Annotated in this window: 17 protein-coding genes; 8 read left to right on the top strand and 9 right to left on the bottom strand. The window is 65.2% G+C overall.

Annotation, left to right across the window (positions count from 1 at the left end; all coding sequences use genetic code 11):
- Positions 1-141: 141 nt before the first annotated feature.
- Positions 142-912, top strand: coding sequence for a GAP family protein (locus C2138_RS10095; RefSeq protein WP_108519050.1), 771 nt, complete (start codon positions 142-144; stop codon positions 910-912).
- On the opposite strand, the gene C2138_RS10090 is transcribed toward C2138_RS10095, so the two are convergent.
- Together C2138_RS10090 and C2138_RS10085 are read right to left on the bottom strand one after the other, a co-directional pair.
- Positions 913-1,626, bottom strand: coding sequence for a winged helix-turn-helix transcriptional regulator (locus C2138_RS10090; RefSeq protein WP_108517548.1), 714 nt, complete (start codon positions 1,624-1,626; stop codon positions 913-915). It lies immediately after the preceding gene.
- Position 1,627: 1 nt separating this feature from the next.
- Positions 1,628-2,074 carry a VOC family protein gene (locus C2138_RS10085; RefSeq protein WP_108517546.1) on the bottom strand — a complete coding sequence of 149 codons (447 nt, stop codon included), beginning with the start codon at positions 2,072-2,074 and terminating at the stop codon, positions 1,628-1,630.
- A 224-nt stretch (positions 2,075-2,298) separates the two neighbouring features.
- Between C2138_RS10085 and C2138_RS10080 the strand changes: the two genes are divergently transcribed.
- From C2138_RS10080 to C2138_RS10055, 6 genes are all read left to right on the top strand, one after another.
- On the top strand, positions 2,299-2,958 hold the full coding sequence (locus C2138_RS10080; protein WP_108517544.1) for a GntR family transcriptional regulator: 660 nt from the start codon (positions 2,299-2,301) through the stop codon (positions 2,956-2,958).
- A gap of 31 nt (positions 2,959-2,989) precedes the next feature.
- Positions 2,990-4,495: an MmgE/PrpD family protein gene (locus C2138_RS10075; RefSeq protein WP_108517543.1), complete on the top strand. Its 1,506-nt coding sequence runs from the start codon at positions 2,990-2,992 to the stop codon at positions 4,493-4,495.
- On the top strand, positions 4,495-5,400 hold the full coding sequence (gene prpB, locus C2138_RS10070) for a methylisocitrate lyase (RefSeq protein ID WP_108517541.1): 906 nt from the start codon (positions 4,495-4,497) through the stop codon (positions 5,398-5,400). The genes C2138_RS10075 and prpB overlap by 1 nt, the downstream gene beginning before the upstream one ends.
- A 108-nt stretch (positions 5,401-5,508) precedes the next feature.
- On the top strand, positions 5,509-6,627 hold the full coding sequence (locus tag C2138_RS10065; protein WP_108517539.1) for a bifunctional 2-methylcitrate synthase/citrate synthase: 1,119 nt from the start codon (positions 5,509-5,511) through the stop codon (positions 6,625-6,627).
- Positions 6,628-6,745: 118 nt separating this feature from the next.
- Positions 6,746-7,573, top strand: coding sequence for an aldo/keto reductase (locus C2138_RS10060; protein ID WP_108517537.1), 828 nt, complete (start codon positions 6,746-6,748; stop codon positions 7,571-7,573).
- Positions 7,574-7,647: 74 nt separating this feature from the next.
- Positions 7,648-8,424, top strand: a complete 777-nt coding sequence (locus C2138_RS10055) for a sulfite exporter TauE/SafE family protein (protein WP_108517536.1) — start codon at positions 7,648-7,650, stop codon at positions 8,422-8,424.
- An 18-nt stretch (positions 8,425-8,442) separates the two neighbouring features.
- Here the strand turns inward: C2138_RS10055 and C2138_RS10050 are convergent, their stop codons facing one another.
- Positions 8,443-9,108: a pyridoxal 5'-phosphate synthase gene (locus C2138_RS10050; RefSeq protein ID WP_159078255.1), complete on the bottom strand. Its 666-nt coding sequence runs from the start codon at positions 9,106-9,108 to the stop codon at positions 8,443-8,445.
- A gap of 40 nt (positions 9,109-9,148) precedes the next feature.
- On the opposite strand from C2138_RS10050, the gene C2138_RS10045 reads away from it, so the two are divergent.
- Positions 9,149-11,056 (top strand): thioredoxin domain-containing protein, encoded by a 1,908-nt coding sequence (locus C2138_RS10045; protein WP_108517534.1) that lies wholly within the window; start codon positions 9,149-9,151, stop codon positions 11,054-11,056.
- A 32-nt stretch (positions 11,057-11,088) separates the two neighbouring features.
- Here C2138_RS10045 and C2138_RS10040 read toward each other — a convergent pair whose 3' ends face one another.
- The 6 genes from C2138_RS10040 to C2138_RS10015 form a co-directional block, all read right to left on the bottom strand.
- Positions 11,089-11,598 (bottom strand): SRPBCC family protein, encoded by a 510-nt coding sequence (locus C2138_RS10040; protein WP_108517532.1) that lies wholly within the window; start codon positions 11,596-11,598, stop codon positions 11,089-11,091.
- Between the two features lie 95 nt (positions 11,599-11,693).
- Positions 11,694-12,353, bottom strand: a complete 660-nt coding sequence (locus C2138_RS10035; protein ID WP_108517530.1) for an MBL fold metallo-hydrolase — start codon at positions 12,351-12,353, stop codon at positions 11,694-11,696.
- Between the two features lie 25 nt (positions 12,354-12,378).
- Positions 12,379-13,221, bottom strand: coding sequence for a family 1 encapsulin nanocompartment shell protein (locus C2138_RS10030; RefSeq protein ID WP_108517528.1), 843 nt, complete (start codon positions 13,219-13,221; stop codon positions 12,379-12,381).
- Positions 13,218-13,637, bottom strand: a complete 420-nt coding sequence (locus C2138_RS10025; protein ID WP_233245477.1) for a ferritin family protein — start codon at positions 13,635-13,637, stop codon at positions 13,218-13,220. The genes C2138_RS10030 and C2138_RS10025 overlap by 4 nt, the downstream gene beginning before the upstream one ends.
- Before the next feature lie 205 nt (positions 13,638-13,842).
- Complete coding sequence (locus C2138_RS10020) at positions 13,843-14,424, bottom strand: CoA-binding protein (protein WP_108517526.1); 582 nt, start codon at positions 14,422-14,424, stop codon at positions 13,843-13,845.
- Positions 14,424-15,734, bottom strand: coding sequence for an O-acetylhomoserine aminocarboxypropyltransferase/cysteine synthase family protein (locus C2138_RS10015; protein WP_108517525.1), 1,311 nt, complete (start codon positions 15,732-15,734; stop codon positions 14,424-14,426). Before C2138_RS10015 ends, C2138_RS10020 begins: the two co-directional genes overlap by 1 nt.
- Between the last annotated feature and the right edge of the window lie 82 nt (positions 15,735-15,816).

Here is a 15,816-nt window from a genome sequence, read left to right as displayed (position 1 = left end):
CGTCCACCTGCCACGAACATTCACCTGCCCATCTGAACACATTGCGGTGCGCCAGAGGTCATCCGAAGGATGTACACGGCGGCCGAGTCTTCGGCCGGATGGCCGATTGTCGGTTGCGATGCTGATCGCGAGGGTGGGTCTATGCCGTTGCCCCTTCTCCCAGACCTCCCTCTCGAACTCGCGCTGCCCCTCCTGGCGCTCGCCCTCGTCGACTCGCTCAGCTTTGGCACGCTCCTCATCCCGATCTGGCTTCTTCTCGCCCCCGGTCGGCTGCGGCCGTCTCGCGTGCTCATCTTTCTCGGCACGGTTGCCGCGTTCTACTTCGTGCTGGGTCTGCTGCTTTCGGTTGGAGCCGTGACCTTTCTCGCCGACGCTGAGTTTCTCGCTAGCCCCTGGGCGGGTCGCGCGCAGTTCGTTGCCGGAGTTGCCCTGCTGATCGGGAGCTTCTTTATTGGCCGCACACCGCAGACGAATACCGAGGAAGCATCGCCGGCGTCTCCCGGCAGACTGGTTCGCTGGCGGTCTCGCGCCATGGAGCAGGGCGGCGGGCCCGGTTCGCTCGGCAGCCTCATCGCGCTCGCCCTCACTGCGGCGATGCTCGAGGTTGCGACGATGCTGCCCTACCTCGCCGCGGTGGGGCTGCTCTCCGGGTCGGACCTCGACGCGGGCGGCAGGGCACTCGCGCTCGCGGGCTACTGCGTCGTTATGGTTCTGCCAGCGCTTGTGCTGCTTGCCGCGCGCATCCTCGCCCGCCGGGTAGTTGAGCCGCTGCTCGCGCGCCTTGCCGGGTGGATGACCAGGGAGGGCGGGGAGACGACGGCGTGGATCGTGGGTATTGTCGGCTTTTTCATCGCCCGTGACGCGATCACCAAGGTTCCCGAGCTGGCGCAGATGCTCGGCTTTATCTCGTAGTCACGCCGCGGGCGCGTGCTGCGCGCCGAGACGTAGCGAGAACGTCGCGGCGAAGCGATCGAGCAGCGCGGCATCGCCGCCCAGCACGCGCACTGTGCCGTTCGAGATGGCGGCGGCGGGGGAGAGCTCGCCTGCAATGAGAGACCGGATGCCGGGGCCAGCCGCAAAGGTCAGGTCGATTCCGTGCGAAAACGGGTTAACGGTTGCGGGCAGTGGCACGCCGGAGCTTCCGGGCACCGGAGCGATCTGGAGCGTTCCGGCCACCGTGCGCAGGCCGAGCGCCACATCGCCGATGTGTACCTGGTAGGCGGTCGGAGGATAGGCGGCAGCAACATCCGCTTGGAAGGCCGTGCGGAACGCCATGGTCATCGAGTCGTTCGTGATGATGTCGTCGGGGGCGGGGTCGCCCATCGCGTGGAAGCCCCAGCGCCCCAGCGCGAGCACAACATCCTCGAGCCCTCGACCGAACTCGGTGAGGTCGTAGACGAGGCCGCAGCGCGCGAGGGGGATGCGGTGAATGACTCCGGCCTCCTGCAGCTCTTTGAGTCGCGTGCTGAGGATGTTGGTCGGGATGCGGGGCAATCCGTTTTTGAGGTCGCTGTAGCGCCGCGGCCCCACGAGCAGGTCGCGAACGATGAGCAGCGCCCACCGTTCACCGACCAGCTCGAGGGCGGTGACGACTCCGCAGTATTGCCCGTAGTTGCGTGCGGCCACGTTAGGCGGGTGCTCCGCCCTGGTCGGCCATGAATGCTTCTGGGCCTTTTTCCGCAGCAGTGGGGTCCATCCACAGCACGCTGAACTCGTTGCCGTCGGGGTCTTCGAAGTCGCGGGAATACATGAATCCGTAGTCCTGCGGCTCCTTGGGTTCTATGCCGCCGGCCGCGAGCGCCTTCTTGACGAGGTCATCGACGGCTTCGCGGCTGTCGGCGCTGATTGCGGTCTGGACGAGGGCGTGCGTATGGGGGTCTGCCAGTTGCTTCTGCGTGAAGGTCGCAAAGAATTCGCGCGTGAGCACCATGAGGTAGACGTGCTCGTCGATGACGACGCAGGCCGCGTTGTCGTCGCTGAATAGCGGGTTGAGCTCCCAACCGAGGCCCTGGAAGAACTGCTTGGAACGGGGCAGATCGCTCGTTGTCAGGTTGACGAAAATATCGGTGGTCATTGCGTCTCCTTTGATCTTTGTGCCGTGAGTGGTTCCGTGGGAGTTCGATACTTGCAAAAAGCAAGTAACGCGTCAACCCCTTATCTGATCGCTTCCCACATTTCCCTCCTGGCCGTGCCACGTGGCGTGCTCATGTATACAAACAGCCCTGAAAAGAGCGGCAAGACTGCCAATCTCGGGCTTTGTGTATACACTGGGCGGAGTCGAGTGGATCAGGAGGAACGATGAGAGCGAGTGATCGCGCCTATCGGATGCTCCGGGAACAGATCGTCGACTGGGAGCTTGAGCCGGGAACCGTGCTGGGTGAGGTCGAGCAGGCCGCCCGGCTCGGGGTGAGCCGAACGCCGCTTCGAGAGGCGCTCAGCCGCCTCGTCGCCGACGGCCTCGTCGCGTCCCAGGCCGGCCGCGGACTTGTGGTCACCGCCGTATCGATCGACGACATCGCCGAGCTCTTCGAGGCCCGCCAAGCCCTCGAGCAGAGGGTCGCCTCCCTCGCGGCCGAACGGCGAGACCGCGCGGTGTTTGAGCAGTTGCAGGGCGAGTTTCGCGACAGCGATCGTCTCCTGGCCGACCACCACGCCTACTACGAACTCGTCGCCCGCTTCGATGTGGCCATGGACGAGGCAGCACGCAGCCCCTACCTCGTCGCCGCCCTGGCCAACGTTCGAACCCATCTCGTGCGCATCCGCCGCCTCGCACAGGACGACCCCGCTCGCCTCGCGGCCGCAGCGGGGGAGCACCTACTCATCGTCGACGCCGTCGTGGCAGGCGACGCATCGCTCGCGGCTCACGCCACGCACGTTCACCTTTATCGCAGCCTGCAGAACATCATGCAGTCCGCAACCTCGGGGCGGCTTGCCGAGCGCCTCACCGCAGTCGTCTGACCCATCATCACCCTCGAAAGGACATCCCTCAGTGAAGAACCACGATGTGCGCGTTCACCCCAGCTCCGACAACCTCGGCCGCGAAGACCAGCTCGCCTGGAAGATCGCGGAGGTTGCCTCTGAGAACGTAGCCGTGACGGATGAGGTGGCCGACATGGTCATCAACCGCATCATCGACAACGCGGCCGTCGCCACGGCGTCGCTCAGCCGCGGACCGGTCGTTTCTGCCCGTGCACAGGCGCTGCAGCATCCCGTTTCTCGCGGCGGATCAGGCTCGACCGTGTTCGGCGTCGAGACTCCGTCGAGCCCCGAGTGGGCTGCCTGGGCCAACGGCGTTGCCGTGCGTGAACTCGACTACCACGACACCTTTCTCGCGGCAGAATACTCGCACCCCGGCGACAACATTCCGCCCATCCTCGCCGTTGCCCAGCACCTCGGTCGCACGGGCGAGGAGCTGCTGCGCGGCCTCGTGACCGGCTACGAGATTCAGGTGGACCTGGTCAAGGCGATCAGCCTGCACAAGCACAAGATCGACCACGTTGCCCACCTCGGCCCGTCGGCCGCCGCCGGAATCGGAACCCTGCTGGGACTCGACACCGAGACGATCTTCCAGAGCATCGGCCAGGCGCTGCACACCACGACGGCAACGCGTCAGTCGCGCAAGGGCGAGATCTCCACGTGGAAGGCCCACGCCCCCGCCTTCGCCGGAAAGATGGCGGTCGAAGCCGTCGACCGTGCCATGCGCGGTCAGACCAGCCCGACCCCGATCTATGAGGGCGAGGACGGCGTGATCGCGTGGCTGCTCGACGGCCCCGACGCGCACTATGTTGTGCCGCTGCCCGAGCGTGGCGAGGCCCGCCGCGCCATCCTCGACAGCTACACCAAGGAGCATTCGGCCGAGTACCAGGCCCAGGCCTGGATCGACCTTGCACGCAAGCTCGGCACCGAAAACCCCGCGTTGCGCGACCCCAAGAACATCGTTCGGGCGGTTCTGCACACCTCGCACCACACGCACTACGTGATCGGATCCGGCGCCAACGACCCACAGAAGTACGACCCGACGGCAAGCCGCGAGACCCTCGACCACTCGATCCCCTACATCTTTACGGTGGCGCTGCAGGACGGCTCATGGCACCACGTCGACTCCTACGCTCCCGAGCGTGCCGGTCGCCCCGACACCGTGGAGCTGTGGAACAAGGTCACCACGGTCGAGGATGCGGAGTGGACGCGCCGCTACCACTCCAACGACATCAGCGAAAAGGCGTTCGGAGGCCGAGTTGAGATCGAGCTTGCCGATGGCAGCCGCATCGTCGACGAGATCGCCGTGGCCGACGCACACCCGCTGGGTGCCCGCCCGTTCGCGCGCGAGCAGTATGTAGCCAAGTTCCGCACGCTCGCCGACGGCGTGCTCGCCCCGGCCGAGATCGAGCGCTTTCTCGACGTGGCCCAGCGCCTGCCCGAGCTGAGCGCAGCCGAACTCGCCGGCCTCACCGTCACGGCAGACATCCCCACCGTCACCCCGAAGGGCATCTTCTAATGTTGTACTCGACCCTCACCGCCGCAGTAAAGCGGCAGAACCTGCGCGATGCTCTCGCAACAGGCGAGCTGCTGCGGTTTCCCGGAGCATTCACCCCGCTGAGCACGCGGCTCATTCAGGAGAAGGGCTTCGAGGGCGTTTACATCTCGGGTGCCGTTCTCGCGGCTGAGCTGGGCCTGCCCGATATCGGGCTGACCACGCTCACCGAGGTAGCCCAGCGCGCTCTGCAGATCAGCCGCATGACCGATCTGCCCACCCTCATCGATGCCGACACCGGCTTCGGTGAGCCGATGAACGTTGCCCGCACCGTTCACGAGCTCGAGGATGCCGGGGTCGCCGGTCTCCACATCGAAGACCAGGTGAACCCCAAGCGTTGCGGCCACCTCGACGGCAAGCAGGTCGTGGACGAAGACGCGGCACTCAAGCGCATCCGGGCAGCGGCCCAGGCGCGACGCGACCCCAACCTGCTGATCATGGCGCGCACCGACATCCGGGGAGTCGAAGGGCTCGATTCTGCTGTGGACCGCGCAAAGAAGCTTGTGGATGCTGGCGCCGACGCGATCTTCCCCGAGGCCATGAAGGATCTCGGCGAGTTCGAGGCAATCCGCAACGCCGTCGACGTGCCGATCCTGGCCAACATGACCGAGTTCGGCAAGAGCGAGCTGTTCACGACGCAGCAGTTGGCAGATGTCGGGGTCAACATCGTGATCTACCCCGTCACCCTGCTCAGAAGCGCCATGGGCGAGGCCGAGCGCACGCTCGATACGATTCTTGCCGACGGAACCCAGCAGGGAGCTGTTGCGGGAATGCAGACGCGTGCGAGGCTCTATGAGCTTCTCGATTACGAGAGCTACAACGCGTTCGATTCCGGCGTCTTCAACTTCAGCCAGGAGGGCCACTCCTGACCCGCACCTGCTCTGGCAGGTGCTCTTCACTACTCGAAAAATCTTTGCTGTTGAACGGGCCGACTCCCAGGGAGCACGGCCACTATTCGACCATCACGAAGGAGTGTCATGACTGAAGAAATCCGTAAGGGACTCGCGGGAGTCGTCGTCGACGCGACGGCGATCTCCAAGGTGAACCCCGAGACGAACTCGCTGCTCTACCGCGGGTATCCCGTGCAGGAGCTCGCCGAGAAGTGCACGTTCGAAGAGGTCGCTTATCTGCTCTGGCACGGTGAGCTGCCCTCTCCTGCACAGCTTGAAGAGTTTCAGGAGCTGGAGCGGTCGCAGCGGCACCTCGACAACACGGTCAAGCGAGTCATCGACGAGCTGCCGCTAACGGCGCATCCGATGGATGTTGTGCGCACCGCAATCAGCGTGATCGGCGCCCAGGACGACACGGTGCCTGCGCTTGCGAGTTCCGCTGACGCCGAGGCCAACCTTCGCCGGGCGATGAGCATGTTCGCTCGCATCCCGGCGATTGTCGCTTACGACCAGCGCCGCCGCCGGGGGCTCGAGCTCGTTGAGCCGCGCGACGACCTCGCGTATTCAGCCAACTTTCTCTACATGACCTTCGGTGAGGTGCCCGAGCTCGTCGTCGTGAACGCGTTCGACGTGTCGATGATCCTCTACGCCGAGCACTCCTTCAACGCCTCGACCTTTACTGCGCGGGTGGTCACGTCGACGCTGAGCGACATCTACAGTGCCGTCGTCGGAGCCATCGGGGCGCTCAAGGGCCCGCTGCACGGAGGAGCCAACGAGGCCGTCATGCACGTGTTCGACGAGATCGAGATCGCTGAACGAGCAGAGGCATGGCTCGATCAGGCGCTCGTTGAGAAGCGCAAGATTATGGGCTTCGGACACCGCGTCTACAAGAGCGGCGACTCGCGGGTGCCCACCATGAAGAAGGCGCTCGACACCCTCATCGAGCACTACGATCGACCCGATATGGCCGAGCTGTACGACAGGCTCGAGGCGGCGATGGATGCGCGCAAGGCAATCAAGCCCAATCTCGATTACCCGAGCGGGCCCGCCTACAGCCTCATGGGCTTCGATACCGAGCTGTTCACGCCGCTCTTCGTCGCCTCCCGGGTCACGGGTTGGACCGCCCACATCCTGGAGCAGCTCGAGGCCAATGCGCTCATCCGCCCGCTGAGCCTCTATGTGGGCCCAGACGAGCGACACGTCTAACTCAGGTCACCGCGCGGGCCGGCAACGCTGAAGGGCGTTCCCGGCCCGCGCGCTTTCGCAATTCCGGTGATTTCGCTTCGGCGCGGTGAGGGGCCGGCGAAGGTGGCACGATAGAAGGATGAACACCCCCACCATCACTCTCAACTCTGGCCACCGCATTCCTCAGCTCGGATTCGGGGTGTTCAAAGTTGACCCGGCCGAGACGGAGCGGATCGTCTCAGAGGCTCTGGAGATGGGCTACCGCCACATCGACACGGCGGCCATCTATGGCAACGAAGAGGGTGTCGGAAAAGCGATCGCCGCATCCGGAATCCCCCGGGACGAGCTGTTCATCACCACCAAGCAGTGGTTCACCGAGCAGGCCAATGACAAGTCGCGTGCAGCGATCGATGCGAGCTTGCAGAAGCTGGGCCTCGACTACGTGGACCTCTACCTGATTCACTGGCCCGCTGCAGCCAACGGACTCTATGTCGAGGCATGGCGCGCACTTGAGCAGTTTCAGGAAGACGGTCTGAGCAAGTCGATCGGTGTCTCGAACTTCTTGGTTCCTCACCTGCAGACCCTGCTCGCTGCGACGGATGTCGTGCCTGCCGTCAACCAGATCGAACTTCACCCCGCCTACCAGCAGACCGAAATCACCTCGTTTTGCCGCGACAAGGGAATCGCCATCGAGGCGTGGGGCCCGCTCGGCCAGGGCAAGTACCCGCTGCTCGAAGAGACGCCGGTTGTTGCTGCTGCCGCCGCTCACGGCAAGTCGTCTGCCCAGGTCGTTTTGCGCTGGCACGTGCAGCTCGGCAATATCGTTTTCCCCAAGTCGAACCGTGCCGAGCGCATGGCTGAGAACCTCGACATCTTCGACTTCGAACTGAGCGCAGATGAAATGGCCGCGATCACGGCGCTTGAGCGCAACGGCCGCGTTAGCGCCCACCCGGACGAGGTTAACTAATCCACCACGCCCGGGGCGGCTTCGCCCCGGGCTCTCACGCGCCGCATCCGCCGTCGCCCACCGCGAAAGACCGCATGACAACTCGACGCATCGCAACTCTGGCCGGGGTCGGCCTCCTCGCCGGATTCTTCTCGGGACTCTTCGGGGTCGGCGGCGGAATCGTTATTGTGCCGCTGCTCGTGCTCCTGCTTGCCTTCCCCCAGCGCCTCGCGAGCGGCACATCTTTGGCCGCGATTCTGCCCACCGCAATCGCCGGATCCATCGGCTACGCGGTGCGCGGCGAGGTTGACTGGGTGGCCGCCGGATGCCTCGCTGTCGGCGCGATCGCCGGGTCGCTGATCGGCACATGGATGCTGGCGCGCATCTCGCAGGGCTGGTTGCGGTGGGCCTTCGTGGCATTCCAGCTGATTATGGCCGTGAGCCTGTTCTTTGTGGTTCCCGCGCGGGAGACCTCGCTGGACTACAGCGTCGGCACGGTGCTCGCGCTCGCGGGAGTCGGGCTCTTCACGGGCATCCTGTCGGGACTGCTGGGAGTCGGCGGCGGGGTCATCGTGGTTCCCGTCATGCTCCTGTTCTTTGGAATGGGCGACCTCGTGGCCAAGGGAACCTCGCTCGTCATGATGATTCCCACCGCGATTACGGGAACGATCTCGAACCTTCGCAATCGCAATTCCGACCTCAGGGCTGCGGGCATCATCGGTCTGCTCGCTATTCCTGCGTCGTTCGGGGGAATCGCGGTGGCCGCGGCTATTCCGCCTCAGCTCGGCAGCATCCTGTTTGCCCTGCTCCTGTTGTTCACGGCCAGCCAGCTCATTATCAAAGGGCTCAAGGAGCGGCGCGCTGGCGCATAACTCAGGGGTGCTGCGGGCCTAGGGGTTCAGCAGACGGTGCTGCCAACCCTCGGGCGTGCGGGCATAGACCAGGCGGCGATGCAGGCGATCGACGCTGCCGTGCCAAAACTCGATTGTCTCCGGCGCTAGTCGATAGCAGTTCCACGCCGGAGGCCGAGGCAAGGGGGCAGGCGATTGAGCGAGTCGGTCAGCCCTCGCCCTGAGTTCTGCATAGTCCTCAAGCGGTTCGCTCTGATGTGACGCGATCGCCGAGGCCTGCGCCGCGATGGGCCGGAGCGAGAAGACCTCGTCGGCCTCCGCGTCGCTCAGCCTTTCGACAGGGCCGCTGAACCGCAGCTGCTGGCGGGTCTCACGCCAGTAGGCAACAATTGCCGCCCACGGGTTCTCCTCAAGGTCGCGGCCCTTCGCACTCGTGGCGGTTGTGACGAACTCCACCGCAGACGCCGTCACCTTCTTCACGAGCACGGTGCGGTTAGACGGCCGCCCCTGAGCGTTCGCCGTCGCGAGCGCCATAGAGAACGGCTCGATCACGCGGGAGGCGATTGCGATGTCGACCCAGCGGGCGAGAAGCCCGCCCGGCTCCTCCGGCGGCAGCACGAACTCAGCGAGCTCGATCTCGATCATGCCGCTGAGGGTGTCGAGATGGGGAGGGCGTCGGGGATCGCTGGCCTCATGGCTGGTCATCACTCGTCCAGAGTATGGCCGGAGGCGTAGCGTGATACGTATGTCGAATCATCTTGCCGATGCCGTGAGCCCGTACCTGCGCAGTCACGCCGACAACCCCGTCGACTGGTGGCCGTGGGGAGAAGAGGCCTTCGCCGAGGCCGAGCGTCGCGGCGTGCCCGTGTTTATCTCGATCGGGTATTCCACCTGCCACTGGTGCCATGTCATGGCCAGAGAGAGCTTTGAGGATGCCGCGGTCGCCGCGTACCTCAATGACAACTTCGTCAACATCAAGGTGGATAGAGAAGAGCATCCCGATGTCGATGCCAGCTATCTCGCCGCCGCCGCTGCCTTTACCCAGGAGCTGGGGTGGCCGCTCTCGGTGTTTGCGACGCCCCAGGGCGGGCCATTCTTTGCCACGACATATTGCCCGCCGGTGCCGATGCAGGGGCATCCGTCGTTCAGCCAGGTTGTGCAGGCGGTGAGAGAGGCGTGGGAGGAGCGACCGGAGGGCGTTGCGCAGAATGCCGCCACGATCTCTGAGGTCCTCGCGCAACAGTCGCGGCCGGTCACCTCCGATCTGCCCACTGACCTCTCGCCTGTGGTCGAGACGATCATGGCGAGCGAAGACCCGATCAACGGCGGCTTCGGCGGGGCGCCCAAGTTCCCCGTCGCTCCCGTTCTCGATTTTCTGCTCGCCTCAGGCGACGAGAGGGGCATCGAGCTCGCGTGCCGCACTCTCCAGAGCATGGCCGAGTCACCGCTGCGCGACCCCGTCGAAGGAGGGTTCTTTCGCTACGCAACCCGGGGCGACTGGGGCGACCCGCACTATGAGCGAATGCTCTACGACAACGCACAGTTGCTTACGGCCGCCGCCCGAGCCGCAGTCATGGCGGGGCCGCGGTTCGCCCAGGAGGGCTGGGAGATCTCCGAGGGCATAGCGCGCTTTCTCATGGGGGTGATGCAACTGCCCTCCGGCGCTTTCGCATCGGCGCAGGACAGCGAAAGTACGGTGGGTGGCGCGCGCACCGAGGGTGGCTATTACCGGCTCGATGCCGAGGCTCGGGCGGCAGAGACGCCGCCGAAGCTCGACGACAAGGTGCTCACAGGCTGGAACGGTCTTGCGATCGAAGCTCTTGCCTACGCCGGCTCGGTGTTCGACCGCGCCGACTGGGTTGAATCCGCAGCTCGGGCCGCCGACTACCTGCTGGAGCACCATATGACCCAGGGCGCAGCTGGGGACGATGCGGCCCATCAGCGGCTCGTTCGGGCATCCGTGGACGGACGCCTCTCCTCGGCCACGGCGACCCTCGAAGATTACGGGATGTTCGCGGGCGGCCTGCTGCAGCTCGCCTTGGCAACGGGGCAGGCGCGGTATGCGACGGCGGGTCGGCAGCTCATCGACGCGACCCTGGAGGCCGCGGCGGGGGCACAGGACGCCGTCTTCGCCGTGCCCGGCGGCGCAGACCCCGTGCTTGCGGCCAGGGGGCTTGCGATTGCCCTCGACCTCTCCGAGGGCGCCTATCCCTCAGGTCTCAGCGCGTGCGCCGCTGCCGCACTCACGCTCACCCTGGTCACGGGGGATGCTCGCTATCGCGAAGCGTCGCTGCGGGCCTCCGCGGCTTCGGCGGGCCCGGCCGTGCGCGGCCCGCTCGGCTTCGGGGCGGCCCTCGCGGTGATCGCCCGGCTTGCGGCGGGTGCTGTGCAGCTCGTGGTCGTCACCCCCGACTTGCCAGCGAGCCGCGGCGACGACCTCGTGGCAGCCGCGCGCAGCATCCCGTCTCTGGTCACCGCTATCCTCACCGAGTCTCAGGCGAGAACTCTCGCCGCGGCGGGGTTCGAGCTGTTCGAAGCCAAAAGCGCAATCGAGGGCGTGCCGACCGCTTATCTGTGCCGAGACTTCGTCTGTCGGTTGCCGGTGGTCAGCGCCGAGGCCTTGCGCGATGTCGCCGCGTCGGTGGCTCTCTGAGCTCGCGGCCCGCATTCTTCAGGGCGCATTCTTTAGGCGGAGGGCAGGGCATCCTGTGTCATCTGCGCCACGGGCGTTTGCCTGCGCCTCGGGCCCCCGCTGAGCACGTCGACGAGGCGGTCAAGATCGGCGTGGAGCCCCCGGCCCATACGGAGTGCCAGCAGCGGTTCGAGCGCGGCTGCTGCTCCCCGCCCGCGAATGACGAGGGCTGCCGTGATCTTGGAGCCCGTGCCGCAGGGTTCGATGCGGTAGCTGCCGCCGCCCTGCCAGGGCTGCCCATCGAAGCGCCAGGCGAGGTACTCGCCCGCCTCGACTGCCGCGATCTTCCACCGCAGCCTGATCGTGCGCCCGGCCAGGTTCGCACGCGTCCAGCCGCTCAATCCCACGGCGGGCTCCATCTTGGCGTAATCGCCCCCGCCAGCACCCTCATAGCTGCTCTCTGTGACAGAGCTTCTCCAGAGAGCCTCGTTCTCTATGCGGGCGAGAAAGGCGAATACGGATGCGGGGTCACGGTCGACAGCGACAGTGCGGATCTTCTTCACAAAGGCTCCTGGCGGTTCGGGTCACGCCAGTTTGTCGTACGAAACACCTGCGGGCAATGCTCAATTTTTCCTAGCCGCGGCACGGTAGGGGAGCGCTACCAGCCCCGCTCCCGCCATTCGCCGAGATTCGGCCGTTCCTCACCCAGCGTCGTGGCATCGCCATGGCCGGGATGCACATGCGACTCATCGGGGTAGACATCGAAGAGTCGCTCCTCAACGTCGTCGATCAGGCTCGCGAATCTCGCCGGGTCGCGGTCGGTATTGCCCACCCCTCCCGGGAACAGGCTGTCCCCGCTAAAGATGTGCGACACCCCAGAAGGGTCGTCGTACACGTAGGCGATTGACCCGGGAGTGTGGCCGCGCAGATGGACCGCCGTCAGATCGAAGCCTTCGAACCGTGCCACATCGCCATGCTCAAACCGCACGTCAACGCTCGCACCCGTCGCCTCTTCGATGGCATCGGCGTCCACCTCGCCAGCGCCAATGAGGGCATCGGTGCGTTCCGCCAGCTCCGCGAGAGCGCGAATGTGGTCGGGGTGCCGATGGGTCGTGGCAATCAGCGCCAACCGCGTCGGCTCAAGACTGTCTTCGATCGATTCTGTGAGCATCCGCTCGATCGCCTCCACATCATCCGCAGCATCAATCAGCACCTGGATGCCCGTCTTCTTTGAGGTGATGAGGTACACATTGTTGTTCATCGCCGAGACGGGGATGCTGCGAATAACAACGTCGTCGAGGTCATGCACGAGAGCCATAGAGTGAGCCTAACCAGCCCTGGGGCTAGTGCACCGTGAGTAGTTCGGAGTGCTGGCCGTCGGCCGCCAACGCGATCGCCGCTTCGGGCGTGGCCACCCTAAAGCTGAATGTCTCTTCGAGGTAGAGCTGCACGGCATCCGTCGTGTAGCCGGAGAAGCCAATCGCCAGGTCTTCGCCGGACTCGAATAAGAAGTCTCCTCCGCGCAGACTCACGACAACTCCGCCCTCCACCCCCGGGGTCCACACGATGGGGCCGCCGAGAATCTGCCGCACGTGGTCGAAGAGCGGGTAGCCGCCCTCCTCTTCTGTTTCGACGATCGACGTGTAGGTTTCTGGAGCCACGGCGAGTCCGTAGGGGCCGCTGACGCCCGAACTCAGCAGCGTTTCGACGGCTTTGGCAACACGCTTGGGGTAGTCGTTAAAGTCGGCGACCCTGGGCACCGGGGAGTGCGGGGTTGCCTGCGTGATCCCCGTGATGCCGGCACCATCCCAGCCGTGAAAAACGGCCGCATTCTCCAGCGAAGCCAGCCGCAGTGCCGCATCCGCAAGGGCGTCGACGTCGGTGTCGACTGCTCCGCGGTCGAAGTTCTGCAGCTCGTCGCGAGACATTTCGAAGTCGGCCCGGACCTCGGTGAGCGGCAGTACCCTGCGCAGCTTGGCGGTCAATCCATCGACCGGCATCTCGGCGATCGGGGTCGTGCGCCCGACGACGCTTGCCGAGTGCTTCCACCCCAGCGGGCCAGCAAAATCGACCAGCTTTCGTGCGCCGAGGGCAGCGACCAAACGATCCCGCGCCTCCTGATCGAGCATGCGCCAGCCTGGGCGTGAGATGGGGGCGTGACGCCGAAGCAGATGTCCAAGAGTCATGATGAAGCCCCCTTTGAGGCAGATTTCTTCGAACCCTTGGCGGCAGACTTCAGGCTGCCGATTCCGAGCGAGGGTTGCCCCGCACTCCTGCTGCTGGCGGTGGACGCAGCCGCATCCTCAGCCGCCTCTCCGTTGGCGACGATGTCGCCGTCGCGAAAGAGGATTCCCTGGGCGATCTCGCGCCAGACCGGGGTCGCCCGCAGGAGATATTCCAGCTCCATGCTGAAGTGTTTGAACTCTTCTGTGAGCGAGTTGATCATGATGGCCCGGCTTGCAGCATCGGGTTCGATCGAGATCCTCTGCTCGTACCAGCCGATCGCCTCCGCCTCCTCTTTGAGGTTCGCGCACATGCGGGCGAACGTCCTCGTCTGCGGCGACAACTCTTCGGGAGGCTCGTGATACTGATCAGTTCCCATGGTGAACTCCTCAGGGATGAGAGTTCATTGAACATACGCCGCAAGGCTGAGCGGGCAAAGGGGGTCGCTCAAGCTCTGCGGGACCTCACGGAAACGGGCGGGCTTCGCGCTCGCCGCGCATAAAAACCGCTCCCCGCGCCTCATAGTTCGGGCGCGGGGAGCGGTTATCGGGTGCGCCGAGTTGTGGGCCGCCCGAGCGAGAGTGTTACGCGGTGGCCTTGCGCGAGCTGATCACCCCGGTGTCGAAGCCGAGCAGGTGCAGGCCGCCGTGGAACCGGGCGTGCTCGACCTTGATGCAGCGGTCCATCACCACGGTGAGGCCCTTCTCTTCGCCGTAGTAGGCGGCCTCTTCGTTGTAGATGCCGAGCTGAACCCAGACGGCCTTCGCGCCAACAGCGAGCACGTCGTCGATGACGGCGGGGATGTCGCTGGCCTTGCGAAAAACATCCACAATGTCGGGCACCTCGGGCAGCGATGCCAGGTCGGGGTAGGCCTTGTGGCCAAGGATTTCATCCGCATTCGGGTTGACGAAGTACACGCGGTAGTTGCTCGACTGCAGCAGGTACGTGCCGACAAAGTAGCTCGATCGGGCGGGGTTCGGCGAAGCGCCCACGATCGCGATCGACTTGGCGCGGCGCAGGATGCCGAGGCGCTCCTTGGCGGTCGGCCCGGTCCAGGTGCGCTGCGACTTGAGCAGTTTGGCCAGGGGGGAGGATGCCGGGATGCTGCAGCTCAGACCGTTGGCGAGCTGGACGGTCTCGGTGGCTTCCGTCGTGAGTTCTGACATCACTTGGCTCCCTTCAGTGCTGCGTCGATTGCCTGATCGATGTCGTAAATGATGTCGTCGACATCCTCGATACCAACGCTGATGCGGATGAGTCCGGCGCCGACGCCGCCGTCGATGAGCTGCTGCTCGGTGAGCTGGGCGTGGGTCGTGGACGCCGGGTGAATCACGAGAGTTTTGGCATCACCGATGTTGGCGACATGGCTCGCGAGTTCGACGGACTCGATGAACTTTTGGCCGACGGACCGGCCACCCTTCAGCCCGAAGCCGAAGACCGAGCCGGGGTTGCCGCCCAGGTACTTCTTGGCGCGATCGTGGTGCGGGTGGCCCTCGAGCCCTGCCCAGTTGACGTATTCGATGCGGGGGTCATCGCGCAGCCATTCGGCCACGGCGCGAGCGTTGTCGACGTGAGCCTGGATGCGGTACGGCAGCGTCTCGATGCCCTGCGCGAGTGCCGCAGCCGAGGTTGCGGAGAGCACGGGTCCGATGTCGCGCAGCTGCTCGGAGCGAAGCCGGGTGAGAAACGCGTACTCGCCAAAGTTGCCGTACCAGTTGAGCCCGCCGTAGTGGGGAACCGGCTCGTCGAACAGCGGAAAGCGGTGGTTCGACCAGTCGAAGCGGCCGGATTCGACGACAACGCCGCCGAGGGTGGTGCCGTGCCCGCCGAGGAACTTGGTGGCCGAGTGGGTGACGATGTCGGCACCCCACTCGATCGGGCGGCACAGATAGGGGGTCGCGACGGTTGAGTCGATCACGAGGGGGATGTCGTGCGCGTGCGCAACGGCGGCCAGACCCTCAAGGTCGGCAATCTCGCCCGACGGGTTCGCGACAGTCTCGGCGAAGATGGCCTTGGTCTTGTCGGTGATCGCCGCGGCGTAGTCAGCCGGGTCGGCGCTCTGCACGAAGGTGGTCTCGACCCCGAAGCGGCGCAACGTCACATCAAGCTGCGTGATCGAACCGCCATAGAGGTTCGCGGATGCGACGATGTGGTCCCCGGCGCCGGCGAGCGAAGCGAAGGTGATGAATTGTGCGCCGAGGCCACTCGCTGTCGCGACGGCACCGAGGCCGCCCTCGAGGCTCGCGACGCGCTCCTCGAACGATGCGACGGTCGGGTTAGATACGCGGCTGTAAATGTTGCCGTACTTCTGCAGCGCGAACCGAGCCGCAGCATCCGCACTGTTGTCGAAGACGAACGCTGTCGACTGGTAGATCGGGAGGGCTCGTGCGCCGCTCACCGCATCAGGAATGTTGCCTGCGTGGATGGCCCGGGTCTTGAATCCCCAGTCCCGGTCGGTCGTGTCGCGTTCAGCCATGGGCACAGATTATCTGAGTCTGCCATGCCGCCTGTGCCGCATTACGCCGGGTTGCGGGGGTGCCGCACTAGAGTGACGCGAA

This window comes from Salinibacterium hongtaonis, from assembly GCF_003065485.1.
Taxonomy (GTDB): Bacteria; Actinomycetota; Actinomycetes; order Actinomycetales; family Microbacteriaceae; genus Homoserinimonas; species Homoserinimonas hongtaonis.
Note: the sequence above shows the minus strand (reverse complement) of the source record. Positions and strands in the feature narration are given on the sequence as shown.

Bases quoted from the DNA above. Each gene is read 5' to 3' on its own strand.
- C2138_RS10050 (WP_159078255.1), bottom strand. From the start codon at position 9,108: ATGACCAGCCATGAGGCCAGCGATCCCCGACGCCCTCCCCATCTCGAC.
- C2138_RS10055 (WP_108517536.1), top strand. From the start codon at position 7,648: ATGACAACTCGACGCATCGCAACTCTGGCCGGGGTCGGCCTCCTCGCC.
- C2138_RS10035 (WP_108517530.1), bottom strand. From the start codon at position 12,353: ATGGCTCTCGTGCATGACCTCGACGACGTTGTTATTCGCAGCATCCCC.
- C2138_RS10060 (WP_108517537.1), top strand. From the start codon at position 6,746: ATGAACACCCCCACCATCACTCTCAACTCTGGCCACCGCATTCCTCAG.
- C2138_RS10095 (WP_108519050.1), top strand. From the start codon at position 142: ATGCCGTTGCCCCTTCTCCCAGACCTCCCTCTCGAACTCGCGCTGCCC.
- C2138_RS10020 (WP_108517526.1), bottom strand. From the start codon at position 14,424: ATGTCAGAACTCACGACGGAAGCCACCGAGACCGTCCAGCTCGCCAAC.
- C2138_RS10025 (WP_233245477.1), bottom strand. From the start codon at position 13,637: ATGGGAACTGATCAGTATCACGAGCCTCCCGAAGAGTTGTCGCCGCAG.
- C2138_RS10080 (WP_108517544.1), top strand. From the start codon at position 2,299: ATGAGAGCGAGTGATCGCGCCTATCGGATGCTCCGGGAACAGATCGTC.
- prpB (WP_108517541.1), top strand. From the start codon at position 4,495: ATGTTGTACTCGACCCTCACCGCCGCAGTAAAGCGGCAGAACCTGCGC.
- C2138_RS10085 (WP_108517546.1), bottom strand. From the start codon at position 2,074: ATGACCACCGATATTTTCGTCAACCTGACAACGAGCGATCTGCCCCGT.
- C2138_RS10015 (WP_108517525.1), bottom strand. From the start codon at position 15,734: ATGGCTGAACGCGACACGACCGACCGGGACTGGGGATTCAAGACCCGG.
- C2138_RS10030 (WP_108517528.1), bottom strand. From the start codon at position 13,221: ATGACTCTTGGACATCTGCTTCGGCGTCACGCCCCCATCTCACGCCCA.
- C2138_RS10065 (WP_108517539.1), top strand. From the start codon at position 5,509: ATGACTGAAGAAATCCGTAAGGGACTCGCGGGAGTCGTCGTCGACGCG.
- C2138_RS10045 (WP_108517534.1), top strand. From the start codon at position 9,149: ATGTCGAATCATCTTGCCGATGCCGTGAGCCCGTACCTGCGCAGTCAC.